This window comes from Kribbella koreensis (assembly GCF_039525325.1).
Classification (GTDB): domain Bacteria; phylum Actinomycetota; class Actinomycetes; order Propionibacteriales; family Kribbellaceae; genus Kribbella; species Kribbella koreensis.
The window spans coordinates 274,569-299,946 of the sequence record NZ_BAAAHK010000017.1; the positions used below are offsets into that span (position 1 = coordinate 274,569).

Annotated in this window: 20 protein-coding genes; 9 read left to right on the forward strand and 11 right to left on the reverse strand. The window is 68.3% G+C overall.

The window, feature by feature from the left end:
• Positions 1-8 precede the first annotated feature (8 nt).
• The gene (locus tag ABD116_RS30795) at positions 9-1,619 is read left to right on the forward strand and encodes a hypothetical protein (RefSeq protein WP_343978197.1); all 1,611 of its coding nucleotides are present in this window, start codon (positions 9-11) and stop codon (positions 1,617-1,619) included.
• Here ABD116_RS30795 and mpaD read toward each other — a convergent pair.
• Positions 1,588-2,847 (reverse strand): daptide-type RiPP biosynthesis aminotransferase, encoded by a 1,260-nt coding sequence (mpaD, locus tag ABD116_RS30800; protein WP_343978200.1) that lies wholly within the window; start codon positions 2,845-2,847, stop codon positions 1,588-1,590. The two genes, ABD116_RS30795 and mpaD, sit on opposite strands and share 32 nt — an antisense overlap.
• Positions 2,848-2,894: 47 nt before the next feature.
• The gene (locus ABD116_RS30805; protein ID WP_343978202.1) at positions 2,895-3,923 is read right to left on the reverse strand and encodes an NAD(P)/FAD-dependent oxidoreductase; all 1,029 of its coding nucleotides are present in this window, start codon (positions 3,921-3,923) and stop codon (positions 2,895-2,897) included.
• A 32-nt stretch (positions 3,924-3,955) separates the two neighbouring features.
• Between ABD116_RS30805 and ABD116_RS30810 the strand changes: the two genes are divergently transcribed.
• Entirely contained in the window at positions 3,956-5,779 is a 1,824-nt protein-coding gene (locus tag ABD116_RS30810; protein WP_343978205.1) for a S9 family peptidase, read from the forward strand.
• A 61-nt stretch (positions 5,780-5,840) separates the two neighbouring features.
• Here the strand turns inward: ABD116_RS30810 and ABD116_RS30815 are convergent, their stop codons facing one another.
• The 7 genes from ABD116_RS30815 to ABD116_RS30845 form a co-directional block, all read right to left on the reverse strand.
• Positions 5,841-6,002 carry a hypothetical protein gene (locus ABD116_RS30815; RefSeq protein WP_343978208.1) on the reverse strand — a complete coding sequence of 54 codons (162 nt, stop codon included), beginning with the start codon at positions 6,000-6,002 and terminating at the stop codon, positions 5,841-5,843.
• Positions 6,003-6,197: 195 nt separating this feature from the next.
• Positions 6,198-7,391 (reverse strand): cytochrome P450, encoded by a 1,194-nt coding sequence (locus ABD116_RS30820; RefSeq protein WP_343978211.1) that lies wholly within the window; start codon positions 7,389-7,391, stop codon positions 6,198-6,200.
• A complete protein-coding gene (locus ABD116_RS30825) occupies positions 7,388-7,597 on the reverse strand; it encodes an MbtH family protein (protein WP_343978214.1) in 210 nt (69 codons plus the stop codon). The genes ABD116_RS30820 and ABD116_RS30825 overlap by 4 nt, the downstream gene beginning before the upstream one ends.
• Positions 7,590-9,365, reverse strand: a complete 1,776-nt coding sequence (locus ABD116_RS30830; RefSeq protein ID WP_343978217.1) for a non-ribosomal peptide synthetase — start codon at positions 9,363-9,365, stop codon at positions 7,590-7,592. The genes ABD116_RS30825 and ABD116_RS30830 overlap by 8 nt, the downstream gene beginning before the upstream one ends.
• Positions 9,365-12,454: an amino acid adenylation domain-containing protein gene (locus ABD116_RS30835; RefSeq protein WP_343978220.1), complete on the reverse strand. Its 3,090-nt coding sequence runs from the start codon at positions 12,452-12,454 to the stop codon at positions 9,365-9,367. Before ABD116_RS30835 ends, ABD116_RS30830 begins: the two co-directional genes overlap by 1 nt.
• Positions 12,447-13,127 (reverse strand): FMN-binding negative transcriptional regulator, encoded by a 681-nt coding sequence (locus ABD116_RS30840; RefSeq protein WP_343978223.1) that lies wholly within the window; start codon positions 13,125-13,127, stop codon positions 12,447-12,449. Before ABD116_RS30840 ends, ABD116_RS30835 begins: the two co-directional genes overlap by 8 nt.
• Before the next feature lie 14 nt (positions 13,128-13,141).
• Entirely contained in the window at positions 13,142-14,449 is a 1,308-nt protein-coding gene (locus ABD116_RS30845; RefSeq protein ID WP_343978226.1) for a lysine N(6)-hydroxylase/L-ornithine N(5)-oxygenase family protein, read from the reverse strand.
• 231 nt (positions 14,450-14,680) lie between these two features.
• Between ABD116_RS30845 and ABD116_RS30850 the strand changes: the two genes are divergently transcribed.
• Genes ABD116_RS30850 through ABD116_RS30870 form a run of 5 tightly spaced genes read left to right on the forward strand, consistent with a single transcriptional unit; the run spans position 14,681 to position 20,297 of the window.
• A complete protein-coding gene (locus ABD116_RS30850) occupies positions 14,681-15,610 on the forward strand; it encodes an ABC transporter permease (protein WP_343978229.1) in 930 nt (309 codons plus the stop codon).
• Entirely contained in the window at positions 15,610-16,608 is a 999-nt protein-coding gene (locus ABD116_RS30855; protein WP_343978232.1) for an ABC transporter permease, read from the forward strand. Before ABD116_RS30850 ends, ABD116_RS30855 begins: the two co-directional genes overlap by 1 nt.
• A complete protein-coding gene (locus tag ABD116_RS30860; RefSeq protein WP_343978235.1) occupies positions 16,601-17,602 on the forward strand; it encodes an ABC transporter ATP-binding protein in 1,002 nt (333 codons plus the stop codon). Before ABD116_RS30855 ends, ABD116_RS30860 begins: the two co-directional genes overlap by 8 nt.
• Positions 17,599-18,624, forward strand: a complete 1,026-nt coding sequence (locus ABD116_RS30865; RefSeq protein WP_343978238.1) for an ABC transporter ATP-binding protein — start codon at positions 17,599-17,601, stop codon at positions 18,622-18,624. The genes ABD116_RS30860 and ABD116_RS30865 overlap by 4 nt, the downstream gene beginning before the upstream one ends.
• On the forward strand, positions 18,621-20,297 hold the full coding sequence (locus ABD116_RS30870) for an ABC transporter substrate-binding protein (RefSeq protein ID WP_343978241.1): 1,677 nt from the start codon (positions 18,621-18,623) through the stop codon (positions 20,295-20,297). The genes ABD116_RS30865 and ABD116_RS30870 overlap by 4 nt, the downstream gene beginning before the upstream one ends.
• A 4-nt stretch (positions 20,298-20,301) precedes the next feature.
• Here ABD116_RS30870 and ABD116_RS30875 read toward each other — a convergent pair whose 3' ends face one another.
• Both ABD116_RS30875 and ABD116_RS30880 read right to left on the reverse strand, forming a co-directional pair.
• Positions 20,302-20,799, reverse strand: a complete 498-nt coding sequence (locus tag ABD116_RS30875) for a phosphatase domain-containing protein (RefSeq protein ID WP_343978244.1) — start codon at positions 20,797-20,799, stop codon at positions 20,302-20,304.
• Positions 20,792-21,349, reverse strand: coding sequence for a GNAT family N-acetyltransferase (locus ABD116_RS30880; RefSeq protein ID WP_343978247.1), 558 nt, complete (start codon positions 21,347-21,349; stop codon positions 20,792-20,794). Before ABD116_RS30880 ends, ABD116_RS30875 begins: the two co-directional genes overlap by 8 nt.
• Positions 21,350-21,475: 126 nt before the next feature.
• Here ABD116_RS30880 and ABD116_RS30885 point away from each other — a divergent pair, with 126 nt between their 5' ends.
• Positions 21,476-22,606 (forward strand): metallophosphoesterase family protein, encoded by a 1,131-nt coding sequence (locus ABD116_RS30885; protein WP_343978250.1) that lies wholly within the window; start codon positions 21,476-21,478, stop codon positions 22,604-22,606.
• Positions 22,603-25,374, forward strand: a complete 2,772-nt coding sequence (locus ABD116_RS30890; protein ID WP_343978253.1) for an AAA family ATPase — start codon at positions 22,603-22,605, stop codon at positions 25,372-25,374. The genes ABD116_RS30885 and ABD116_RS30890 overlap by 4 nt, the downstream gene beginning before the upstream one ends.
• The last annotated feature ends 4 nt before the right edge of the window (positions 25,375-25,378 follow it).

Here is a 25,378-nt window from a genome sequence, read left to right on the forward strand (position 1 = left end):
AGCGGCCGTTGCCGGGGCTGTTGAACAGCTGGTGTCGTCGACTGGACGGTCCCGCGTTGTCCGCGCAGGAGTTCGTCGAGCTGGTCGAGTTCTGCGCCGATCGCGATGCCGCGCTGTGGGATCACAGCGGCCCGGTCCGCGCCCAGGGCAGGACGCTGACCGAGATCGACCAGGCCACTGGCAACTATCGGCGCGTACTCGATCAGGCGGCGTACGACGATCCACGCATCGAGGCCGCGCGGGTGATGGAACTTCGCCGGATGCGGCCACCGTCGGACCGGCTCCGCGTGCTGCACCAGCGTGCGCACGCGACAATCTCCGAGTTGAGCGCCGCCTCGGCGGCGATGCTGTCCAGGGCTACCGGAGGGCGGGTGTCTGGAGCCGGCCGGCGTCCGGAGGTCGGGTTGGGTCAGGTGCTCGCCTCAACCGCCAGCCCGCGTGCACGCGCCAAATTGATGGCTGTCTGGCGTGCCACCCGGGCGCCTTTCGGCACAGCGCTGGCGGCTCGGTGGGACGAGTTGGCGGCTGCTGCGGCCGATTCCGGCCGAGCGCGCACGGTTGTGCCGGAGCTCGAGCTGGAACGCTATCTGAGGAGCTCGCTCGACGCGGCGCTGCGAACGGCCGACGAGCTGCTGAGAACGGCGGCGGAGCTGGGATTCGGCAGCGCCGATCCCGAACAGGTCCATCCCGGATTGTTGCTGGCGGCATCGAAGCCGGGCCCGCTTCCCGTGATCGGTGCCGAGGTGGCCCTGACTGTTCTGCGATCCGCGCTGATCGATGCCCTGGGCATCGAGTTGAGCCACCGAGGCAGTGCCGGTCGCTGGTCGGTCGAACTGGCCGGTCCAGGGGTCGCGGCACAGGCCGAGGTCGAGTTCGTGCCCTGGCAGCAGGGGATGGCGAGCAACACCTTGGGATGTGTGAACCGCGGTGGTGGCAGTGGGCGGGGAGCGCGGGCGTGGATCCAGTGCCGGGCGACCTTCACCGACGGTTCGGTGGCGCCCGTGCTGAGCTTCCAGCAGGTCGTGTCGCTGGCCCACGAGCTGGGGCACGTGATCAGTCACGGCGCGATGGGCCAGGACATCTGCGCGCTGAACTCGATCGAGGATCTGGATCCGACCGTTCTGGAGGCGGTCTCGATGGCCTGTGAATCGATCGTCCTGTCGGATCAGCTCGCGGAGGATCTGGCCCGGGCGGCGAAGACCTCGACAGCCATGATCCAGTGGACCCAAGGCGGCCGGTACGTCGAGATGTGCCTCAGCAGGGTCGCGACGCTGGTGTCGTCCTTGATCGAGCTCCGGGCCGGGCAGGACAGTGCCGCTAGCCACTATGCGCGGATCGCGGAGGACCATCCGCTGATCGCCGGGCTGGTTCCGCTCGAGGACGTACTGATCTCGTTGCTGGATCTGCCACCGGACGGCGTTCCGAACTTCGCCTACGAGACCGGCCGCAGCCATGCCGCGGCGAGGACGGGGAGCTTTCTCGCTGACGTCGGCGACACCCTGAGCTGCCCGCCGACGGCGGACCCGCAGGGTATCGACGACGAGATCCGGCAGGGCGTCCGGCGATGGGCCGCGGCGAGCAGCGGTTTCAGGACCGGGCAGAGCTCTGCCAGCGGCTGAGCCCGGCGGAGATCGACTCGAAGAGACGGTGAAGGTCGTCGTCGGTGTACATCAAGGACGGCATCAGCTGAATGCCGCCCGGCGACTTGTGGACCAGGGCGCCGCAGTCCCGGATCGCCGCCAGTGCTGACGAGTCGGTGCCGTCGAGGTCGTGGATCTCGACGGCGTACATCGCGCCCAGGCCGTTGAACGAGGCCACGGCCGGGTGCGACTTCGCCAGCGCGGTCAGTCGTTCCTCCAGCGCCTGGCTGAGCTGGTTCGCCCGGTGGACCGCGTCGAGTGCTGCTCCCTCCGCGAGCACGGCGGTGATCGCCGCGCAGGACGGTGGTGTGCCGGCCTGGGTCTCCGCGTGCGCGATGACCGCGTCGGCGTCCTGCAACGCGTCGTGCAGCCGGGGGCCGAGCAGGACCGCCGACGCCGCGCAGGTGCCGTTGGTGAGCGCCTTCGACAAGATGACGATGTCCGGGTCGAAGCTCCATCTCGACGAGGCCAGGAACGGACCGGTCCGCCAGAACCCGGTCGTCACCTCATCGGCCACCACCAGGAACTCGTGCCGGGCGCGAAGCTGTTCGAGAACGTCGAGAAAGTCCTGCCGCAGTTCGACGACGCCGCTGCCGAGCACCGGCTCGACGAAGACGGCCGCGATCCGGTCGCCGTTCTTCTCGAACAGCGCCGCGAGCTGGTCGGCGTCGTTGGGCTGACAGTGCACGACGAAGCGGCGGTCGACGCCGTACATGCTCTGGCCGAGTTGCTCACCGGTCAGCGAGAAGGCGCCGAAGGTCAGACCGTGCCAGGAGCCGTTGAGAGCGACCACGCCGTTGCGCTGCGGCCGGCCGGTGTGGTGGGCGTACTGACGCACCAGCTTCAGCGCGAGGTCGTTCGCGGAGGCGCCCGACGTGGAGAAGATGACGGCGCGGAACGCCGGGCACTCGGCGATCAGGGCGCTCGCGGCGTCCTCGGCGTAGGAGTTGGAGGTCTCGAAACACTTCAGGTAACCGGCCGTCTCGAGGGCCTCGGTGACGGCGCGGTTGACGCGCGGGTTGGCGTGCCCGAACATCACGTTCCACAGTCCGCTGGCGCCGTCCAGACAGGTGGAGCCGTCGGAGAACCGCACCTCCAGCCCCTTCGCGGCGACCGCGACGGCCGACGGTGGCCGGCTCTCGGTGACGCGGGACAGGCCCGGGATCAGAACGGAGCCGGTGGGCAGCACGGTGCTTCTCGTCGTCATCAACGATGTCCCTCTCGTCGCAGCGGGCGTTCTGGCGGGAAAAACGACTAGGCGTCCCAGCCGGGGACCAGCGCCGAGATCTCCTGGTCGATCAGGCTGGAGTTGACCGAGACCCCGGTGCGGTAGCCGTGGTCGACCGCGGTCGGGATGTTGACGTTGGGGACGGCGGCGCTGCCGGTGATCCACAGGTTCCGGATGCTGGTCGAACCGTCCGCGGCCGTTCGCGGCGCCGGGCCGAGCCGGGTCGGGATCTGCTCGACGCCCAGGGCGGCCGGGAGCGGGCTCGACGGACGGGTGACGGTGTCGACGAACAGATAGTCCAGCCGGAGCGCGTCGCGGCCGGTCAGCACCAGTTCGAGCTCGCCGGACTCCAGCCGGGCCACCGACTCGACCGTCGTGTCGACATGCCGGATTCCGCGGGCCTGGAGCGCTGACAGCTCCAGCGCCGTCAGGTCTGCCGCTTCGTGCTGGAGGAAGTACACGTCGTCGGTGAACTGTCGTAGCAGCTGGGCGGTTTCCACCGACTGTCCCCATTTAGGGGAGACGCCCAGTACGCCCACTCGGCTCGATCCGACCTCGGCGCCGTCGCAGTACGCGCACGGCAGCACCCTGGTGCCCCACGCGTCGCCGAGCCCGGGGACCTTGGGGAGGAAGTCGCGCGCACCGGAGGCGATGACCAGAGCATGCGCCTGGATCTCGGCGGTCGCGGATCCCTCGGCCGGCTCGGTGCTGACGACGAAGGTCGCGTCGTCCGGCCGGCGCACGTCGGCGACCCGGCCCGGCAGGTATTGCATGCCGTACTCGCCGGCCTCCCGGCGCAGCTGGGCCAGCAGTTCCTGCGGCCGGAGTCCGGCGAATCCCGGCACCCCGTTGACGGTCGTCGCGGCGCTGTTCCTGGGTTTGCCCTCGTCTATCACCAGCACCGTCCGCCGGGCCCGGGTCAGTGTCAACGCGGCCGCCAAACCGGATGGCCCACCACCGACAATTACCACATCCACTTCAGCAGAAATGACGTACCACCTCTCGGCGTCTTGTGCAAGATAGCGGCCAGCCGATAGTCTACACGAGTTTGCCATCGTGGTCCGGATATTTCTCGAGGGAGTCCCGCTTGAATTCTCAGCCACCGATCAGCTATCAGGACTACGCGCCGACCGAACATTTCCAGCCGACCTTGGCGCTCTCGCCGGACGGCCGAAAACTACTCTATGTCAGCGATCGCCGCGGTGGCTTCGCATTGTGGTCGGCCGACCTCGACAGCGGTGACCACAAGCAACTCACCCAGCCCGGCCTCACCGTCCGTGAATTGTCCTGGGGCCCGGCCGACGTGGTCGCATTCACCGCCGACCGTGATGGCGCCGAGTCGACCCGGCTCTATGTCGTGCGAATCACCGACTCCGGTGTCACCGGAGTCGGTGGCCTGCGCGCCGGAAGTGGATTGGTCCAGCAGCACCTCAGTGAATACGGCGGCTGGTCGGCGGACGGCGGCACCATCTATTTCAGCTCGAACGAAAGGTCGCTCGAGGACAGCGACGTGATGGCTTTCGATATCGCCGGAAAGACTGTCCGGCACATCACCGAATCGACCGGCGTGCTGGAGCCGTGCGCGGTCGATCCGGCCGGAAAGCATATTCTGCTGCTCAAGCAGAACACCAACAGCGAGATTCATTCCGGCATCGTCGACCTCGGCACCGGTGAACTGACTTTTCCGGCCGGGCTGAACGGCCCGGATTCGGTGACTTTCCCGTTCGCCTGGGCCGACCCCGACGGCACCGCGGTTTATGCGGTGTCGAATCTGGGACGCGATCTGATGGGAATTCTCCGGTTCGATCTGCGGACGAATTCCGGCAGCTGGGTCTTCGAACCCGTTTGGGAGGTCGAGGACGCGGTGCTCGTGGCGCCGGGGAAGCTGGCCGTGGCGGTCAACGTGAACGGCTACTCGCAGATCCACCTGCTGGGCTGGGGCGATCCGCGGGTGCTGGACCTGCCGCCCGGTGTCTGCCGGTACCTGACCTGCTCACGCGGAGGGGAGCGGCTGGCCGTTCTGTGGGAGACAGCGACCGGACCGGCCAACGTCTACGTGGCGGATCTCGGCACCGGTACCGTCTCGAAGATCACCGACAGCCGGACGTCGAGTGCCGATGCTGTTCGGGTGGAGCCGCGATCGATTGCCGTGCAGTCGTTCGACCGGGAAGTGCCTGCGCTCCTGTACGCGCCCGTGGTCGAGCCGGGGCAGCGCTGTCCGGTCGTGGTCTCGATCCACGGCGGGCCGGACGCGCAGGAGCGCCCGAGGTACTCCTACGGCGGCTTCTACCAGTACCTGGCGAGCCGCGGGGTCGCCGTGATCGCACCGAACTACCGCGGTTCGCGTGGCTACGGCTCCAGCTATCAGCGGCTGATCCAGCGGGACTGGGGTGGTGACGAACTCCGCGACATCGCGGCCTGCGCGGAGTGGGTGCGGACCTGTGACTGGACCGATCCGGATCGCATCGCGCTGTTCGGGGCGTCGTACGGAGGATTTGCCGTGCTGTCCTGTCTGGGCCGTTATCCGGAGTATTGGTGCGCCGGCGTCGATATCGTCGGGCCGAGCAACCTGGTGTCTTTCCTGAAAACCGTTCCGCCGACCTGGCGGGCCGGAATGTATCGCAGCGTGGGACATCCCGAACATGATGCCGAGATGCTGACCGCCAGATCGCCGCTGTCATTCGCGGAGAATATCCGGGCGCCGCTGCACGTCATTCAGGGTGCGCTCGACCCGCGGGTTTCCCGGCAGGAAAGCGATCAATTGGTCGCCGAACTCGAGCGGCTCGGCCGCGAGGTCGAGTACGTCGTCTACCCGGACGAAGGGCACGGGGTGATCAAGAAAGAGAACATTCTGGATTCCTTCACTCGTCTCTCGGCTTTCCTGGATCTGCATCTGTTCGATCAGAAATAACCCGAAAAGAAAACGAGGGCGCCGGGATGATCCCGGCGCCCTCGCCTATTTCCTGTTCAGATCAGACCGCCAGCAGGGCGTCCAGCTCTGCCTCGAGCTCGTCCTCGTTGAACGCAGCGCTCTGCAGCCCGACGAGGTCGTCACCGTTGCCCGCCTCGAAGAAAGCCTCGACACATGCGCAACGGAAGAACGCGGGGGTCTTCTCGTATACGGAATCTGCCATCTTGATTCCTCCTGTTCTGTTTGCGGCCGGATGCCGGTGCACCCAGGGAACCGCCATCAAGTCTGCGCGACCCATGGTGACCAGTCAAGGACAGATGGTTGCCGGAAGTGGCAATTCGACTGTGGTCGAAGTGACATTTGGGCAGGCGTCATCGAATTGTCGCGGAACAAGAAATTGCGGCCAATTCCTGGTGATTCAGGCGGTGCAGGTGATCCGGCTGAACCCGTGAAATGTCGGTTTGCTGTGCCGGTCCGGTGGGAGGTCCGGATCCAGTTGCAGACCCGGGAAGAACCCGAACAGTGTCGCGATGGCGATCTCGGCCTCCACCCGGGCGAGTTCGGCCCCCAGGCACAGGCGTGCGCCGGCGCCGAAGGACAGGTGGTGGTTGTCGGTCCGGCCGATGTCGAACTCGCCCGGCTGCGGATGCACGGCCGGATCGTGGTTGGCGCTGGCGAGGGCCGGCCAGATCCATGACCCCGCCGGGATCCGGACCTCACCGAGGGTCAATGGCCTGGCGGTGATCCGGTCCACGATCGTCAGTGGACCGTCCCACCGCAGGACTTCCTCGATCGCGGCCGGCAGCAGGCCGGGGTCGGAGCGCACCATGGCGAGTTGGTCAGGATGCCGGAGCAGGGCGACCGCGGCGTTGCTGACCAGGTCGGCGGTCGAAACGTTCCCGGCGACGAGCAGCGTGACCAAGGTCGACACGAGTTCCTCCTCGGTCAGCGCGCCGTCGCGGTCGTGGGCTGTCACCAACGTGGTGATGAGATCGTCGCGTGGCTCCGCCCGGCGCTGCTCGATGGCGTCGAGGAAGTAGAAGGCCAGCTCGGCCCGGGAGGCCCTGATCCGCAGGGTGTCCGCAGGTGTCAGGTCGTGGCCGTACTCGAGTTCGAGATCTTCCGACCAGGCCACGAACCGCTCCTGGTCGGCGGTGGTCTCCACCCCGATCAGGCTCGCGATGACCCGCACCGACAGCGGGACCGAGTACGCCGAGACGAGATCGAACGGTCCGGCCGGGTCGATCCGGGAGAGTAACTGGGTGGCGATGTCCTGGATCCGGGGCCGCATCCGCTCGATGTTGCGATGCGCGAAGGACCTGGTGATCAGCCGGCGCAGCCGTTTGCGATCCGGGTCGTCCATGAAGATCAGGGACGACCCCGCCATCGCGCGCTGCTTGGTGGTGTAGGGACAGGCGGAGGCGGTCCGGGGGTCCTTGCGGTAGTCGTCACTGCGCAGCACCGTGTCGATGTCGTCGTGACGCAGCAGGATCCAGCCCAGCTGGTCCGGATCGAACACGACCTGGTCGGACCGGTGTGGCTCGGCCACGGCGACCGGATCTGCCGCGAACTCCGCCGATGCCCAGGTGAGCTGCGCCCGGCCCGGGCTCACGGCGACTCTCCCGGAGCGGGACCGAGTGGACTCAAGGAGGTCCAGGACCGCTCGATGTGGTCGAGGCAGGCCGCTCGCGATGCCGGGCCGAAGACGGCTTCCCACCCGGTGGGTTGCTCGATCGTGACCGGCCAGAGGCTGTACTGGCCGAGTTCGTTGCGCAGGGCCCGGAAATCTGTGGCCGGGTCGTCGAACGGATTAACCATGGGTTGCCTCCGCTGCTGCCACCGGGCGCCACCCGGAAGCGATGGACGTGCTGAACGAGGCCGCGCTGGGGTGGTGCAGAAGGTCGAGCATCGAGCACTTCACCCCGAAGGCGCGGCCGATCCGGACCGCCAGCGCGGCGATCTTCAAGGAGTTGGCGCCGCGCAGGAAGATGTCCTCGTCCGGGCGCAGGTCGGGGATCGCGAGCACCCGGCGGTAGATCTCGAGGAGCAGTTCCGCCGCCTCGTCCGGAGGAGCTTCCGCGGACCCGAACCCGGACTCGGAAGGTCGGCCGTGGGCGGCCGGCAGTGCCGCACGGTCCACCTTCCCGATCGGCGTTCGCGGGATCCGGCCGAGGAACTGCACCTGCGCCGGAATCAGGTAGCTCGGCACCCGGTCCACCAGTTGCTGCCGGAGAACGGCCGCGGTGAGGTCGTCCCTGCCGGGCTCCGGTACGACGTAGCCGATCAAGATGGCCGGAACGTCCCCGGCGGTCGAGATCATCGCGGCCGCGTCGGCGACACCGTCGCAGGAAAGCAGAGCGGACTCGACCTCTGCCGGGTCCACCCGGGCGCCGTTGATCTTTCCCTGGAAGTCGATCCGGCCGACGTACTCCAGCTCGCCGGACGCGTCCGCCCGGACGAGATCGCCGGTCCGGAACATCCGGGCGCCCGGGGGGCCGAACGGATCGGGCACGAACCGCTCGGCGGTCAGCGCCGGCTCGTTGAGATAACCGGTGCCGATGACGCCACCGACGTACAGCTCGCCGACCTCGCCGGGTGGAGTGTGGCGAAGCCGGTCGTCGAGCAGGTAGGTGGTCTTGCCCGCGAACGTTCGCCCGATCGGAACAGACGAAGCACCCGCGGCGGTAGGGGATCCGGGTGCCACGTAGGTGGTCGCGTAGAACGTCTCGGTCTGTCCGTAGCCGTTGATGATCCGGGCCTGCGGCCAGGCCGCGGCCAGGTCGAGGTGAAGCTGCTGGTCGAAGGCCTCGCCCGCGCAGACGACCGCGGCGGGCGACGACGCCTCAGCGTTGTCGCGGAGGAATTCGCGGATCATGGATGGTACGCCGCTGAGCACCACCCCCGGCGTCGCCGACGCCGGACGCGGGTCCAGCAGGCTCGGTACCGGCAGGAGAAGACCTCCGTGCAGCAAGGTGGTGAGCATCTCGAACACCGATACGTCGAAGGCTGTCGAGGTGCTGGCCAGCAAGGTCGGCCGGGACTGACCGAGGGCCGCCGCCAGCGCGGCGATGTCGTTCAGAATGGTCCCGTGTGGCTGGATCACGCCCTTGGGTGAGCCGGTGGATCCGGACGTGTACATCACGTAGGCGGGCCACTCCTCGGTGACATCGGGCAGTGCACCAGCCTCGTACGCGCCGGCGATCAGGTCGTCGATCACCACTGTCGGGAACGGCTCAGGCCCAGGGTCGTGGCCGGCCGTGGTCAGGAAGGCTCGTGGCCGGGCATGCCGGGCAATGGTCGCCGTCCGATCCGCCGGCCAGTGGCTGTCGATCGGCAGGTAGGCGGCGCCTGCCTTGAGGACGCCCAGGATTCCGGCGATCAGCCGGACGTCACGGACGGCGGCCACAGCGACCAGGTGACCTGGCGCGACCCCGTGCTGCCGTAGGCCGTGGGCCACCGCTGTGGACATCGTGTCCAGCTCTTCGTAGCTCCAGGTACGGCCGTCCTGGGCGACGGCCGGATCGCCGGGGTACCGGGCGACCGCCGTTCGGAAGGCCTGCGGGATGGATCTCGCTGCTGTCGGCATCATTGGCTCCGCGATTGTGTGATGGAAAGCAGAGTGGTCTGAGGAGAGTGCGATACCTCGTCGAGCAGTGCTGTGAGTCGCTCGACGAACGAGTGCGCCGTGGAAGGCGTGAAGACGTGGTCCGCGTACTCGAGCGCCACCTCGCCGGCGCCGTCCGGCCAGGTTGTGGCGTTGATCGAGAGCTCGAACTTCGCGGTCCGGGTGGTGATCGCGACGATGGCTGTCGAGACACCGGCCAGGTGGAGCTCCGGTGGGGCGATCTCGACCGGGTGCCAGGCCACCAGGGCCTGGAGCGGGTTCCGCGCCCGGTCGGTGTCGCGATGCCTTCGGTACAGGTCCTGGATGACCTCCTGGAACGGGACGTCGGTGTGGTCGTAGGCGCTGATCGCCCGATCCCGGACCTGGCGCACGAACTGCGCGAACGACAGGTCCGGCCGGGCTTGGATGCGAAGCGGCCAGGTGTTGCCGAAGTCGCCGATGGTCTGATCGAAGCGGGCGTCGGACCGTCCGGCGCTGAGGGCTGCCAAACACAAGTCGGACTCAGCACCGTCGGCGAACAGGTGCGCCGCGACCGCCGCCTGGAAGAACATCGCGGGCGTGGCGTCCAACCGCAGTGCTGCAGAGGTGATCTGCTCGATCAGGGCAGCCGGGAGTGGGGCGCGGACGGTCTGTCCGTCGAAGGTGACGGCCGCAGGGCGCTCAGCTCGACCAGGTAGTCGCAGGTCCGCGATGGGCCGGTCGAGAACTGACCGCCAATAGGCCAGTTGCCGTTCGCGCGGAGTGCACCCGTCCGGCTGGGTCCGGGCCAGACGTGCCGTCTGGTCCCGATTGAACTGGTCGTAGCCCGCAACGGCGGTCGACCAGACAGGTTCGGTGTTCCCGCGGCGGGCCCGGTAGGCATGGTCGAGATCATTGGCGAAGATCCGATCCGACCAGCCGTCGTTCGCGATGTGGTGGGTGACCGCGACGAGGTAGTGCAGTTCGGCCGAGACGGTGAACAGCGCCGCGCGAAACGGCGCTTCGGTTCCGAGATCGAAGGGCCGTCGTGCGTACCGCTCCAGCTCGCCGGCGATCGGTGACGCATCGGCGGTCAGGTACTCGAGTACGGGGATCGGTACGTCGTACCCGCGGAGCATCCCGTCGTCGTCCTGGTCGAACGCTCTGCGCAGGTTCGGATGCCGGAGTACGACGTCGTGGACTGCCTGTCTCAACGCGGCCGGATCGATCGCGCCGTCGAGCCGCCACCCGATCGGCTGGTTGTAGGCGCAGCCGGTGGCGTCGAGTTGGTGCATGACCCAGTGCCGTTCCTGGGCAGCGGAAACGGCCGCGTCGACCGGGCTGCCGATCGGCTCCGGCCCGGCCGCGACATCGATCGGGGCAAGCTGCGCGATGGCCGATGCCAGCTTCGCGGCCGTGCGTTCGGCGAAAACGACCGACACCGGAACCAGCACACCGGTGTCGCGCTGCAGTTGACTGACGAGCTGGGTCGCCAGCAGCGAGTGGCCGCCGTACAGGAAGAAGTCGTCGTCGGGCCCGATCGAGCCGTCCTGCAGGACAGTGCGGAACAGGTCGAGCACGAGTTGCTCGTGCTGGGCCGCGGGCTCGGCCGGCGGTGCGATTTCCGCCTGGGCGAGGACGGAGCGCGCGACCTTCCCGTTCGGCGTTCGGGGGAGCCGGTCGAGCAGGACGTACCGGGAGGGCAGCACCTGCGGGGGCAGCCGTTGCCGCAGGTGATCGTGCAGCTCTTCGCGGCCGATCGAGGCGGGGGAGGCGTAGGCCGCGATCCGGGTTGATCCGTAGCGGTCGGCCTCGACGACCGCGACGCCTTCGGAGATCGCCGGGTGGCTTTCGAGGGCGGCCTCGATCTCGCGTAGTTCGACCCGGTGGCCACGGATCTTGACCTGCTCGTCCGCGCGGCTGACGAAGACCAGATCCCCGTCCTCGGTACGGCGGACGAGATCACCGGTCCGGTACATCCGCGCGCCGCCGGGAAGGAACGGGCAGGCGACGAAGCGAGTGGCGGTGAGGGCCGGCCTGCCGAGATAGCCCTCGGCCAGAGCGGTTCCGGCCAGGTACAGCTCACCGACCTCGCCGGCCCGGCAAGGCAGCAGGTCGTCGCCGAGGACGTAAGCCGTCGTGTCGCCCAGCGGCGTACCGAGCGGGACCGCCCTGCCGGCGGTCAGCCGCGCCGAGGTGGCCCAGACCGTTGCCTCTGTCGGCCCGTAGAAGGTCGTCAGCTCCGACGTGTTCGCCAGGACACGATCGGCCAGCGCGCCGGTGAACGGCTCGGCGCCGATGAAGCCGCGCAACCCCGCAGGCAACGGCGCATCGCCGTGGTCGAGGAGCTCTTTCCACAATGTGGGTGTGGCATGCAGAACGGTTGCGCCGGACCGCGTGAGCAGCTGGACCAGCTGTCGCGGATCACGGATGACGTCGCGCGCCGGCAGCAGCAGCGTCGCGCCACAGGCGAGCGGCAGATACACCTCGGGAACGGACATGTCGAAGGTGATCGTCGCGACGGCGACCAGCTTGTCTGCCGGGGTCAGGGGCATCGCGATGCGCATGGACGACAGGAACCGGGCGAGGGAACGCTGCGAGATCAGGACGGCTTTGGGTGTCCCGGTGGAGCCGGACGTGTAGATCACATAGGCGATCGGGGGCAGCCCGCCGCTGAGCACGACAGTTCGGTCCAGCGGCGGCAGCGCGCCCAGCAGACGGCCTTCCTCGTCGATCCGCACCGAGGCGATTCCGAACGAGTCCTGCCCCGGACCACAGACCAGCAGGCAGGCGTGCGCGTCGGTGACCATGAAGTCCAGGCGTTGCGTGGGATATGCCGGATCGAGTGGCAGGTAGGCGGCGCCGGTCAGCTGCACCGCCAGCAACGCGACGATCAGTCCGGCCGATCGGGGCAGATTGACCGCCACCAGGGACCGGTGGCCGATACCGGCCGCCTGGAGGGCCGCCGCCAGCGCTTCGGCCCGGGCGATGAGTTCGGCATAGGTCAGACAGCACTCACCACTGATGACGGCCGGGTGATCGGGCGCGTTCGCGGCAGCCCTTCGGACCAGGCTGGGGAGATCGCTACTCATCGGCCATCCCCGGGCAGGGGCCGGCCAGACCCAGGGTTCTCATCGCCGCGGCAACGCCGGCGCGCGACCTCTGGGCCTGGCCGAGGTGTTCGGCGATCGTGTCCCGCAGCTCCGCGGGCTTGTCCTGGCTGAGTTTCACCATCGCCTCGGCAGCGGTGATCTCGAAGGTGAAGGCGCCGACCCCGGCGACGATGGACTCGAAGTAGCCGACCGAACCGTTGTGGTCCCAGCCGCTGCCGTGATCGCGCTCGTAACTGACAACGGTCTCCTGCACGATCCGGAGCGTCTCGGCTCCGGCGCTGACCGGTACCGCCCGGCCACGCAGGTGAAGAGCGACGTAGTTCCAGGTCGGGGCGGCGGGCGTCTGCTGATAGACGGAGGGGGTGATGTACGCGCTGGGGCCCTGGATGATCAGCAGCTGGCCAGCCGGCCCGTCCGCCAGCGCGGCCCAGTGCGGATTGCGCCGATTCATGTGGCCGGCGAGCGTGCAGCCCACCAGGCCGCTGTCACCTCCGCCGTCGGACAGTGACGAGCCGGGCGCGGGAATCACCGGGAGATGAGTCGCCAGCAGGTCGGGACCGCCGGGGGAGACGAGCAGCGCGAGCGGGAAGGAGAGGACCAGTTGCCGGATCCAGTCAGGATCGCCGGCACGGTAAACGGGCGGTACGTACAAGTGTTGGGTCCTGTCTATTCCTGGGGTACGGATACGGGCAGCGTGGTGGCCGCTCGTCCGGTCCGGGTCAGTGAGTCCGCGATCTCTCCAGCCCTGGTCGCCGTGTTCGACAGCAGTGACGACGAGATGCCGTGGCTTGCCTCGGTGCCACCTTGCAGGTAGATCGCCGCGGTGACGTGCGGACGCGTGGCGATCCGGTAGTCGCGGCCGATCAGCGGTCTGCCGTCCTCGCCGAGATCGCAGTGCGACAGCACCGGGGCCAGGATCCCGTCGGTGTCCATCGGCCGGTAGCCGGTCGCGAAGATCGCCAGGTCGACGTCGAGCGGTCCGTCGAGATGCGGACTGCTGAGCTCGATCCGGACCTTGTCGCCGATCTCGCGGACCTGCGAGATCTTGGCCAGGTTGACCACCCGCAGGCGTTCGCGGCCCGACACGGTGTCGGAGTACTGACGGCGGTACAACTCCTCGATCAGGTCCTGGTCGACCGCCGAGTAATTGGTGTTCGCGTGGTAGCGGTACAGGCTCTGTTTCGTCTGCTGATCGGCGTAGTAGAAGTCGTCGACGGCCTGCGGATCGAAGACCTGGTTCGCGTACGGCGAATCGTCGGACTGGGTGTAGCCGTAGCGGGAGTAGACGCTGTAGATCTCGGCCGCCTCGTGCTGCTTGTAGAGGTGGGCGGTGATCTCCGCCGCGCTCTGGCCGGCTCCGATGACCGCGATCCTCGGGCGGTCCGGCGGTTGCCAGTCGCGCAGGTTCGAGAGGAACGACGAGCTGTGCCAGATCCGGCGCGAGGTCCGTACGCCGGCCGGCAGCGAGGGCGTCAGCCCGGTCGCGACAACGAGGTTGCGGGTCAGCGTGGTGCTCAGCTCGCCGTCAGGTCCGGTCGCTGTCACCGCCCAGGCAGTCACCGCGCCCTGGTCTTGCCAAGCGCCGATCTCCGTCACGGTCTGGCCGTAGCGCACGAGGTGCTCGAAGTCCGACGCGGCCCACTCGAGGTACTTGTGGAACTCGATCCGGGTGGGGAAGAGCGTCTTCTGATTGACGAACGAGTGGAATCTGCGCGCCTGGTGCAGGTAGGCCACGAAGCTGTGCCGGCTCACCGGGTTCCGCGGTGTGACCAGGTCCTTCAGGAAACTGACCTGCATGGTGGCGTCGTCGATCAGCATGTCGCGATGCCAGCCGAACTGCCGGGTTCGTTCGAGATAACGGGTCCGCAACCGCTCCGGTTGCTCCGAGAGGGCGATCGCCAACGCGAGATTGGAAGGGCCGAAACCCACTCCGAGAGCGTCGTAGATCTCTGTCTGAGCTGCGTTGCGGGGCATCGCACCTTCAATCCGAGGTCGGCGATTATGGTCTAGAGCATAATCTTCGCCAGTCCACCGGGCAGGGATCGCGTGTCGCCCTCCGGATCCGGCCGGTCGCGGAAAGTATCCGCATCCAATGGATTGGCTTTCTCATGATTCAAGATGGGATCGGATTGGTGGGAGACTCTCGCCTACCGTCGTTCGGCGCATCCTTCGGGTGTGCGGAGTCCATCGTTGTCAGGAGAAGTCGTGAGTGCATCGGTCGCATCGGTGGCCTCGCCGACCCGGTTGGCTCTGCGCCGGGTCCGGCGGGACCGGAGCGCTCGGCTCGGGGCCTGGCTGGTGATCTTTTTGCTGGTGATCGCCGTCGCCGCCCCACTGCTGGTGAAACTCACCGGGCAGGACCCGTACAGCTACAACATCGGGCTGCTCGATCCAGCGCGTGGCGGGGCCCCGAAAGGGGCGATCGGCGGGGCCAGCGCCGAGCACTGGTTCGGCGTCGAGCCGCTGACCGGGCGTGACCTGTTCTCCCGGGTCGTTCTCGGCCTGCGGACCTCCCTGCTGATCGCGGTGGTGGTGACCCTGATCACCACGACGGTCGGCACCCTGGTCGGGATCAGCGCCGCCTACTTCGGCGGCTGGTACGACGCCGTCGTCTCCCGGGTGCTCGACTTCCTGTTCGGCTTCCCGCAACTCGTCTTCATGATTGCCCTCGGCATCATCGTGCCGGCCAAGTTCCCACGCTGGCTGCTGCTGATCCTGGTGATCAGCGTCTTCGGCTGGGCCGGCCTGGCCCGGCTGATCCGCGGCCAGGCGCGCTCGCTGGTCACCCGCGAGTTCGTCGAGGCGGCCCGCAGCGTCGGCTCGAGCGGCTGGCACATCATCACCAGGGAACTGCTGCCGAACCTGCTCGGCCCGATTCTCGTGGTCGCCACCATGGCCGTCCCCGGCTTCATCGGGCTGGAGGCGGCGCTGTCCTTCCTGGGGGTCGGTGTACCACCGCCGACGGCCAGTCTCGGCCGGGCGATCTCGGACTCGATCGTGTGGGTCTACACCGGCGCCGACCCGTGGTTCCTGATCTTCCCGGGCCTGATGCTGTTCGTCACGGTGCTCGGCTTCACGCTGCTCGGTGACGGCGTCCGGGACGGGTTCGACGTCCGGCTGCGGAGGGCGATCTGATGGCCGACCTGGTCTGGTTCCTGCTCCGCCGGCTGTTCAGCACGATCCTGGTGCTGCTCGTCCTCAGCCTCGCCGTCTTCCTGATCTTCTACGCGATCCCGGCCGACCCGGCCAGGCTCGCCTGTGGGAAGCCCTGTACTCCGGACCTGCTGGAGCGGGCGCGGCACTTCATGCAGCTCGACCAGAGCGTCATCCAGCAGTACGGCGCCTTCCTCAAGGGCGTCGTGGCCGGCCGGACCTTCGGCGACGGCGCGGCGGCGGTCCACTGCAACGCGCCCTGCTTCGGCTATTCGTTCCCGCTGGCCCGCCCGGTCACCACGCTGATCCTCGACCGGCTGCCGGTCACCGCGTCGATCGCGATCGGCGCAGCGCTGATCTGGCTGGTCGTCGGCGTCTCGCTGGGGGTCGGGGCGGCGCTCAGGCGAGGCAGGTTCTTCGACCGGTTCGCGGTCGGCCTGGCCCTGATCGGGGTCGCGTCGCCGTCGTTCCTGGTCGGTCTGCTGGCGATCCTGGTCTTCGGCTTCTGGCTCGACATGGTGCCGGTCAACGGCTACGTGCCGTTCACCGAGAGCCCGGTCGACTGGGCCTGGCACCTGGTCACGCCGTGGTGCGTGCTGGCCGCTCTCTCGGCCGCGTCGTACATCCGGCTGACCCGCTCGCAGATGCTGGAAGAGATGAACCTCGACCACATCACGACCGCGCGGGCCAAAGGCGCGGGCGAGCGCCGGGTCGTGGTGGTGCACGGTCTGCGCGGGGTGCTGGTGCCGATCGTGACGATCTTCGGGCTGGATCTCGGTGGTCTGCTCGGCGGCGCGATCCTGACCGAGAAGGTGTTCAGCATGCAGGGGCTGGGGGAGTTGCTGATCAGCGGCGTCGGTCAGCTCGACATCGCGGTGGTGGTCGGGGTGACGTTGTTCTCGGCGTTCCTGGTGATCCTGGCGAACCTGGTGGTGGACCTTCTGCACGGCGTACTGGATCCGAGGGTGACCCGTGGCTGACAATCCCGTGCTCGAGGTCCACGACCTCCATGTCACGTTCCGGACCGAGGGAGGGCCGGTGCCGGCGGTGGCCGGGATCGACTTCGCGGTCGCCGCGGGCAAGACGCTCGCGATCGTCGGCGAGTCCGGCTCCGGCAAGAGCGTTTCGTCCGCGGCGGTGATGGGTCTGCTGCCGGGCAACGCGGACCTCACCGGTGAGGTGCTGCTCGACGGCCGCGAGCTGATCGGCCTGCCCGCCGAGGATCTGCGCAGGATCCGGGGCAACGACATCGCGCTGGTCTTCCAGGACGCGCTGTCCGCGCTCAACCCGTACTACTCCGTCGGCTGGCAGGTCGCCGAGGCGTACCGGCTGCATCACGACACCTCCAAGAAGGAAGCGTTCCAGCGGGCCGTGCGGATGCTGGACCTGGTCGGCATCCCAGCGGCGGCGCAGCGGGCCAAGGACTACCCGCACGAGTTCTCCGGCGGGATGCGGCAGCGCGTCGTGATCGCGATGGCACTGATCAACGACCCGAAGGTGCTGATCGCCGACGAGCCGACGACCGCCCTCGACGTCACCGTGCAGGCGCAGATCATGCGGCTGCTCGAGGACGTCCAAGCAGAGTTCGGTACTGCGCTGGTGCTCATCTCGCACGACCTGGGAGTAGTCGCCGAGGTCGCGGACGACGTACTCGTCATGTACGCCGGACGCGCCGCCGAGCGTGGTTCGGTCAAGGACCTCTTCTACCGGGCGGCCCACCCCTACAGTCTTGGCCTGCTGGGTGCGATGCCGCGCGTCGACGTACCGCCGCGCCACCGGCTGACCACCATCCCCGGCAGCCCGCCGTCGCCGGGGTCGATCAAGACCGGCTGCCCGTTCCAGCCGCGCTGCGCGTATGCGGCGCAGGTGGGGGAGCGGTGCATCACCGAGCGTCCCGAGCTCACCCCGAGGCCGGGCGAGGGCTATCACGAGGCCGCCTGCCATCTCGGCCGCCGACCGGAGGTCGCACCATGACCGAGCCCACCCCGCAGGACGAACTTCTGCGCCTCGACAAGGTGAAGAAGTACTTCGCGCTCGGTACCGCGCCCTGGCAGAGGTCGCAGTCGGTGAAGGCCGTCGACGGCGTCGACCTGGTCGTGCGCCGCGGTGAAACCGTCGGCCTGGTGGGCGAATCGGGCTCGGGCAAGTCCACGCTGGCACGGCTGTCGACCCGGCTCCTCGACCCGACGGCGGGCCGGGTGTCGGTCGCCGGTCAGGACGTCACCAGGTTGCGTGGTCGCAGGCTCCGTCCGGTCCGGCGGAAGATCCAGATGGTCTTCCAGGACCCGCAGGCCTCGCTCAATCCGCGACAGTCCGTCGGCACTATCCTCACCACTCCGTTCAAGGCTCAGGGCATCCGCCCGACCCGCGCCCAGCTGGTCGAGCTGCTCAGCCAGGTCGGCCTGTCCGAGGAGCATCTCGAGCGTTATCCGCACGAGTTCTCGGGTGGTCAGCGGCAGCGGATCGGGATCGCGAGAGCCCTTGCGGTGAAGCCCGATCTGCTGATCTGCGACGAGCCGGTCTCCGCCCTCGACGTCTCGGTCCAGGCGCAGGTGCTCAACCTGCTGGCCGATCTGCGCGACGAGCTCGGCTTGTCGTACGTCTTGGTCGCACACGACCTGGCAGTCGTCCGCCAGGTGGCCGACCGGCTCGCGGTGATGTATCTGGGAACCATCGTCGAGGAGGGGCCGGCGTCCGAGGTGTACTCGTCCCCGGCTCACCCCTATACGCGGGCGTTGCTGTCCGCGGTACCGGTACCTGACCCCGGCGCCGTCCGGGATCGGATCGTGTTGACCGGTGATGTCCCGACGCCCATCGACCCGCCGTCCGGGTGCCCGTTCCGGACCCGGTGTTACAAGGCCGAGGACGTCTGTGCGACGACCCGGCCGGTGCTGCAACCAGTTGCCGGCGGCGATCACCGGGTCGCCTGCTACTTCCCGGAACCGCCGGCCCCTCTTGAACTCTCGAACCCCCCATTGTCTGAGAGGACACCATGAAACGCACTACCCGAGCGATCGCAGTCGCTGCCGTCCTGGCGTTGGCTGCTACCGCCTGCAACGCAAATGACAAGACTGCCGCTCCGAGTGGTGGCAGCGCCGCTGCCGAGCCAGGTGGCACCATCCACCTGCTCAGCACCAGCAAGGACATCCACCTGGATCCGGCCAAGAGCCAGAACCTCGGGATCAGCACCGTGCACCTGATCGTGCGCGGCCTCACCTCCTGGAAGACCTCTCCGGACAAGGCCACCGAGGTGGTGCCGGACCTGGCCACCGACATCGGCAAGTCCAGCGACGGCGGCAAGACGTGGACGTACAAGCTCAAGTCCGGCCTGAAGTACGAGGACGGATCGCCGATCGTCGCCGCCGACATCAAGTACGGCGTCGAGCGGTCCTTCGCGCCGGAACTGTCCGGCGGTCTCGGGTACCACAAGTCGCTGCTGGTGGGCGGTGACAAGTACACCGGTCCGTACAAGAACCAGGAACTCGCCTCGATCGAGACGCCGGACGACACCACCATCGTCTTCAAGCTGAACAAGCCGTTCGGCGACTGGCCGTGGATCGTCAGCATGCCGGCCTTCGGGCCGGTGCCGAAGAAGGCCGACACGGATCCGTCGCACTACGACGACAAGCCGGTTGCCAGCGGCCCCTACCGGGTCAAGACGAACGACACCGGCTCGAAGCTGGTCCTCGATCGCAACCCGAACTGGGACAAGGCGACCGACGAGGCGCGGACCGGGCTGCCGGACTCGATCGTCTTCGACATGGGCCTGCAGCCCGACGTGGTGAACCAGCGGCTGATCGCGGACGCCGGCGACGACAAGTTCGCGGCCGCCACCGGCACCGTGATCCCGCCCGCGCTGATCCCCAGTGTCACCGGCAACCCGGCGGTCAAGGCCCGGGTGGCGAAGTCTCCGTCCGGCGCGCTGCAGTACCTGGCGATGAACAACAAGCGCCCGGGGCTGTCCAACCCCGAGGTCCGCAAGGCGATCCAGTACGCCGTCGACAAGCAGGCGGTCCAGGTCGCCCAGGGCGGCCCGGACTTCGGTGGCGAGATCGCGACCACGCTGATCACGCCCGGCATCGACGGCTACAGCAAGTACGACCTGTACCCGGCCTCGCCGCAAGGTGACCCGGACAAGGCGAAGTCGATGCTCGCCGCCGCCGGGGTGAGCAACCTCAACCTCGTGCTCGCCGCCACCAACACGCCGGTCGGACTCAGCGTGGCACAAGCGATCCAGCAGGGCCTGAAGAGGGCCGGGATCACCGTCACCATCAAGCCCTACGAGTCGGACCCGCTGTTCGATCTCACCACCGGTCCCAAGGGTGACTACGACCTGACGGTGTCGAGCTGGCTGCCGGACTTCCCGAGTGCGCTCGGCAACATCCAGCCGCTGTTCGGGTCGTCCGAGATCGGCAACGGCGGCTACAACCAGTCGCGCTACTCCAACCCGGCGGTGGACGCCGCGATCCAGGCGGCCACTGCCGAGCAGGACCGGACCAAGGCCGCCGCGGCCTGGGGCGCCCTGGACAAGCAGATCATGGCCGACGCGCCGCTGGTGCCGCTGATCTATGCACGGACCGCCTTCTTGCACGGCTCCAAGGTGCAGAACTTCTACCTGCCCTCGTACCCGCCGTACCCGAACGTCCTGACCCTCGGTCTGAGCAAGTAGTACCTCAGGTGCGTCCTTCGGTTTCCTGAGCTTCGAAGAGGGTCGGCTGGGTCTCGGCATCGAGTCCCCAGTCGGCCCTCATCACCGGGTAGCCGGCCTTCTGGGCGGCGGCGCAGACCTTGACGTCGTCATCGACCAGTACTGCGACCCGCCGTTCCTGCGCGAGCGTCCGGAGCCGGGCCAGCTTCATCATGGCCGACGGGCGGCGGTCGTTGTTGCCGCGCATCAGCAGCTTGCCCTCGGGGAAGCCGTTGTCCTCGAACCACTTGACCGTGTCGCGCCTGAGCCGCTCGGGGCGGCCGGTCAGGTAGACGATCTCGTGGTCCGCGGCCAGCGTGGTCGCGACCGCGAGCCCTTCGTCCAGCACGGCGTCGTCCTTGGCGTGGGCGAAGAACGAGTCCCAGTCCTTCGGCTTCTTCGCCAGGTACTTGATCCGCTGACTGGTGTCGGACAGCGTCGCGTCGATGTCCAGTACGGCGTACGGGCGTTGGTCGTCAGGCACGTCCCCCAGCTTCCCAGGTACTGCGATCGAGCGCGTACTCGACCTCGCCGTACTCCGTCCCCGGCAGCGGCTCGTCGAAGTCGACGTGGAAGACCCGGACGAACCGGAGCCCCGACTTCGCCATCACCCGCCGGGACCTGGTGTTGACCGCCATCGTGTCCGCGACCACCCGGGTCATCCCCAACGCGGTGAACGCCTGGTCGATCAGCGCGCGGGTGCCCTCGGTCGCATACCCCTGACCCCAGGCCGCCCGGTTCAGCCGGTACCCGACGTCCACCGTCCCCGCCTCGCCGGTCGGCTGCAACCCGAACCACCCGACGAACCGCCCACTCGACTTCTCGTGCGCGGCGAAGGTGCCCAGCCCCGGGTGCGTCTCGTATCGCGCGAGGATCTCGGGCAGCACCTTCCGCTCGATCTCGTCCCGCGGCGTCGGCTCGCCGGTCAGGTACCGCATCACCTCGGGGTCGGCGTCCAGTTCCACCAGCAACTCGACGTCCCCGGCCGTGAAACGGCGCAGTACCAGCCGCCCGGTCTCGAGATAGGTGTCCATGGAGTGATCCTCGCGACCCTGATCCGGCGCTTCAACTCGATTTGGTGTTCGAATGGCGGGCACTCGGCCGGTTGTGGGTGTGTTGATTGGGTGCAGGTGAGCACGCCGGGTTAGCGTTCTCGCGCGATGAACGACTCGATCACCTTTCTGCACAGCTCGGACTGGCAGCTGGGCATGATGCGCCGGTTCCTGGGGCTGGACGGTCAGGCTCGGTGGGCCCAGGCGCGGCTGGACGCCGTCATGCGGATCGGGGACGTCGCCAAGGACACCGGCGCGGCGTTCGTGGTCGTCACCGGGGACGTGTTCGAGCACAACCAGGTCGAGCGGCAGACGATCTTGCGCGCTTGTGAAGCGCTGAAGCGGATCGAAGTACCGGTGGTGTTGCTGCCGGGCAACCACGATGCGCTGGAGCCGGGGTCGCTCTGGTCGTCGGCGCAGTGGTTGGGGCATGCGCCGGATCATGTGGTCGTCGTGACGGACAGTCGGCCGCTTGAGATCGTGCCTGGGGTCGAGATCGTCGGGGCGCCTTGGCGTTCGCGGCGGCCGGTCTCCGATCCGGCGGCTCCTGGGTACGCCGAGCTGAAGCCTGCGCCGGCCGGTACGACGCGGATTCTGCTCGCGCATGGGCAACTGACCAGCCTGAGCGGCGGCATGTCCGACGTACCGACGATCGATCAGGCTGCCCTCGAGGCCGCTGTCGCCGATGGGCGGTTGCACTATGTCGGGCTGGGTGACCGGCACTCGACGACCGAGGTGACCGAGCGGATCTGGTTCTCCGGGACGCAGGAGGTCACCGCGCCGGAGGAGACGCATCCGGGCAATGTCTTGAAGGTGACGGTCAGTGCCGCGGAGATCGAGGTCGAGCCGATTCGGGTCGGGGCCTGGCACATGGTCGAGCACCACGCGGAGCTGTACGACGAGGAGTCGCTGACCGCGCTGGAGGACTTCTTCGCCGAGCTGCCCGAGAAGGAGCGGACCTATGTCCGGCTCGCCGCCGACGGGTCGTTGCCGTTGCCGCTGCTGAGCCGGCTGGACGCGATGGTCGACGCGCAGGGCGAGGTCTTCGCCAGCGTCGAGCGGTGGGCGAAGTTCTGGACCGTTCGTCCGGCACCCGACGCCGCGGATCTGGATGCGTTGCAGCTGAGCGGTCCGGCGCGGGCGGCGATGGAGGAGTTGCGGCAGGCGCTGGCCGGTGGCGACGAGAGTGCCGGCGCGGCGCTCACCTTGATGCACAGACTGGCGCGGGACGCGGGATGAGGCTGCATCGACTGACGCTGCGGAACTTCCGTGGCGTCAAGGACCGTACCGTCGACCTGCCTGGCATCGGTACCACCGTGATCGTCGGTGACAACGAGGTCGGCAAGTCGAGCCTGGTCGAGGCGTTCGCGCTGGTCTTCGACTTCCCCGACGACTCCAAGTCGACCCGGATCCGCGACATCCAGCCGGTCGGCCAGGACGTGGCGCCGGAGGTGACGGTCGAGCTGACGCTGGGCGGGCGCGAACTCACGTACACGAAACGCTGGCTGAAGAACCGCTCCACCGAGCTGTCCGTCGTCGAGCCCGACGGCCGCCGGCAGACCTTCACCGGTCGCGAGGCGCACAACGAAGCCGAGCGGCTGTTCGCCGAGAACGTCGATCCGGTGCTGTGGCAGACGTTGATGGTCGGCCAAGGCCAGTCGCTGGTACTTCCGACGCCCGCCGATGCCGAGCCACTGATCACCGCGGTCACCGCAGAATCCGGTACGCCGGTCGACGGCGCCTCGATGCCGTTGGTGACAGCGGTCGAGCACGAGTACCTGCGCTACTGGACCCGCGGCGGTCGCCCGACCGGCGACTTCGCCAAGTCGGCGCAGCACGTCGCGGCGGCCGAGCTCGCCGCCGAGCAGGCGTTGAAGGCGATGGACGAGGTGCTCGCCGACATCCGTCGCGCCGAGCGGCTCGCACTCGACCTGGCCGACCTGTCGGGCCGGCTCGACACGCATCTGGTGTCGGTCGAGGAGCTGCGCGAGAAGAAGAAGGCGACCGACGAGATCCTGCTCCGGCGGGACTCGATCAGGAGTCGCGCCGAGACCGCTCGCGCGCGGCTGGAGAACCACACCCGCACGCGGCTCGAGCGCGAGCGGCTGCTGGCCGATGTCGAGCGATTCACCAAGGCCGACGCGGAGCTGGCCGAGCGGTGGAAGCACGCTGACCAGACTGCTCGCAAGGCAGCCGAGACCGTGCATGCCGCCGAGGCCGCGCTCGCCGAGGTGGTCGAGCTCAAGGACGAGCGGCGGGGCGAGGTCCAGGATGTGGAGCGGCTCGTCTCGTCCTTGATGGACCGGGCCGAGCTTGATCGGTTGCTGGGGCAGCAGGCTGAGCTGGTCGACGTACGGGCCCGGATCGCTGCTGCTGGGGCTGTGCTCGATGCGATCTCGGTCGACGATGCGTTGGTCAACGCGCTGGAGGATGCGCGGGCGAAGGTTGTCGAGGCGCGGGCGGCGCTGGCGGCCGGAGTGCCGGAGGTGTCGGTACGACGGCTTGGTGGCGAGGCCGTTGAGTTGTCGGGGACCGGGCTGGATGCCGGGACGGCGAAGGTGCCTTCGTCTTTGGACGAAGACGGCGTTGTCGAGTTGCTGGTGTCGGGCGAGTTGGTGGTCGGCGTACCGGGTGCTGTCGAGGTCCGGGTTCGCGCGGGTGGTGAGGCGGCGACGCTGCGAGCCGCGGTGGATGAGGCTGTCCGGCGTGAGAAGGATCTGCTGAAGAAGGCACGGGTCAAGGACCTGGCCGCCGCGCGGGAGTTGCTGCGCAAGGGGGATCTGGCGTCGGCGGAGTTGCAGGAGGCACGGCGTACCGAGCGGTCGTTGACGTCGGGCGGGGACCCGGCCGAGCGGATCGCGTTGCTGACCTCGCGGCTCGGATTCGTCGAGGGCGAGCCGGTGGAGGAGCCGGCGCCGAAGCAGGTCGCCGATGTGAGCGTGCCCGGGCAGATGTCGCTGTTCGAGCAGTTCGAGCCGGACGAGAACGCCTTTGATTTCGAGGATCTGGAGATCCCGGAGCCGATGGACGTCGGCGAGCTGGCGGTCGCGCAACGGCGGTTGGAGAACGCGCGGAGCGGGCTGGCCGAGGCGGAGTCGTTGCTGGCGGACGCGGAGTACGCGGCGGCGCAGGCACGGAAGGCGGCCGACGAGGATCGGTCGGAGGCGCAGCAGGCGCGGGCGAGGGCCGAGTTGGCGGGGGAGCGGTTGGCTGCTGCGCTCGAGTCGCTTGAGGCTGCTCGGGGGTTGCTGGCCGACGATGACGTCGAGGGCGCTGAGGTTGAGGCGACGAGTGAAGTCGAGGCGGTGCTCGAGGAGCTGACCGCAGTACAGGAGCAGGTCGACGCGGCCGGGGCCGATCGGGTCGCTGGTGAGTTGGCCGATGCGCTCGCGGTCGCGACGCGGCTGCAGGGTGAGCGGGACGTACTGCGTGATTCGCTGCGGACCACCGAGGGCCGGCTGGAGCAATCCGGGCGGGACGGCTTGGCGTCCCGGCGCGACATGGCGGAGCTCGATCTGGCCGCGCTGCGGACCGAGCACGAGAGCCTGAAGCGTCGCGCGGATGCGGCCCGCCGGGTCTACGAGACGCTTGGCCGGCATCGCGCGGAGGCGCAGACGAAGTACTCGGAGCCTCTGCAGACCCGGATCGAGGCGCTCGGACGGAGTGTCTACGGACCGTCGTTCCGCGTCTGGCTGGACGATGACCTGGCTGTCGCCGAGCGCGAGCTGGACGGCGCCCGACTGCGAGTCGAGGCGTTGTCGACGGGCGCCCAGGAGCAGCTCGCGATCATCACCCGGCTGGCGATCAGCCACCTGGTCAGCACCGGCGAAGGCAGCGTCCCGATCATCTTCGACGACGCCCTCGGCTGGTCCGACAAGGCACGGTTGCGGGACATGGGCGCGCTGCTCGGGCGGGCCGGCGACCACGGGCAGGTCATCATCCTCACCTGCATGCCGGATCGGTACGAGTACGTCCCGCGCGCGACGTACATCAAACTCGAGTCCTGACGGC

Excerpts from the sequence above, each read along its gene's own strand:
- mpaD (WP_343978200.1), bottom strand. The coding sequence starts at position 2,847 with ATGACGACGAGAAGCACCGTGCTGCCCACCGGCTCCGTTCTGATCCCG.
- ABD116_RS30880 (WP_343978247.1), bottom strand. The coding sequence starts at position 21,349 with ATGGACACCTATCTCGAGACCGGGCGGCTGGTACTGCGCCGTTTCACG.
- ABD116_RS30845 (WP_343978226.1), bottom strand. The coding sequence starts at position 14,449 with ATGCCCCGCAACGCAGCTCAGACAGAGATCTACGACGCTCTCGGAGTG.
- ABD116_RS30855 (WP_343978232.1), top strand. The coding sequence starts at position 15,610 with ATGGCCGACCTGGTCTGGTTCCTGCTCCGCCGGCTGTTCAGCACGATC.
- ABD116_RS30870 (WP_343978241.1), top strand. The coding sequence starts at position 18,621 with ATGAAACGCACTACCCGAGCGATCGCAGTCGCTGCCGTCCTGGCGTTG.
- ABD116_RS30805 (WP_343978202.1), bottom strand. The coding sequence starts at position 3,923 with ATGGCAAACTCGTGTAGACTATCGGCTGGCCGCTATCTTGCACAAGAC.
- ABD116_RS30825 (WP_343978214.1), bottom strand. The coding sequence starts at position 7,597 with ATGGTTAATCCGTTCGACGACCCGGCCACAGATTTCCGGGCCCTGCGC.
- ABD116_RS30865 (WP_343978238.1), top strand. The coding sequence starts at position 17,599 with ATGACCGAGCCCACCCCGCAGGACGAACTTCTGCGCCTCGACAAGGTG.
- ABD116_RS30830 (WP_343978217.1), bottom strand. The coding sequence starts at position 9,365 with ATGCCGACAGCAGCGAGATCCATCCCGCAGGCCTTCCGAACGGCGGTC.
- ABD116_RS30815 (WP_343978208.1), bottom strand. The coding sequence starts at position 6,002 with ATGGCAGATTCCGTATACGAGAAGACCCCCGCGTTCTTCCGTTGCGCA.
- ABD116_RS30835 (WP_343978220.1), bottom strand. The coding sequence starts at position 12,454 with ATGAGTAGCGATCTCCCCAGCCTGGTCCGAAGGGCTGCCGCGAACGCG.
- ABD116_RS30890 (WP_343978253.1), top strand. The coding sequence starts at position 22,603 with ATGAGGCTGCATCGACTGACGCTGCGGAACTTCCGTGGCGTCAAGGAC.
- ABD116_RS30885 (WP_343978250.1), top strand. The coding sequence starts at position 21,476 with ATGAACGACTCGATCACCTTTCTGCACAGCTCGGACTGGCAGCTGGGC.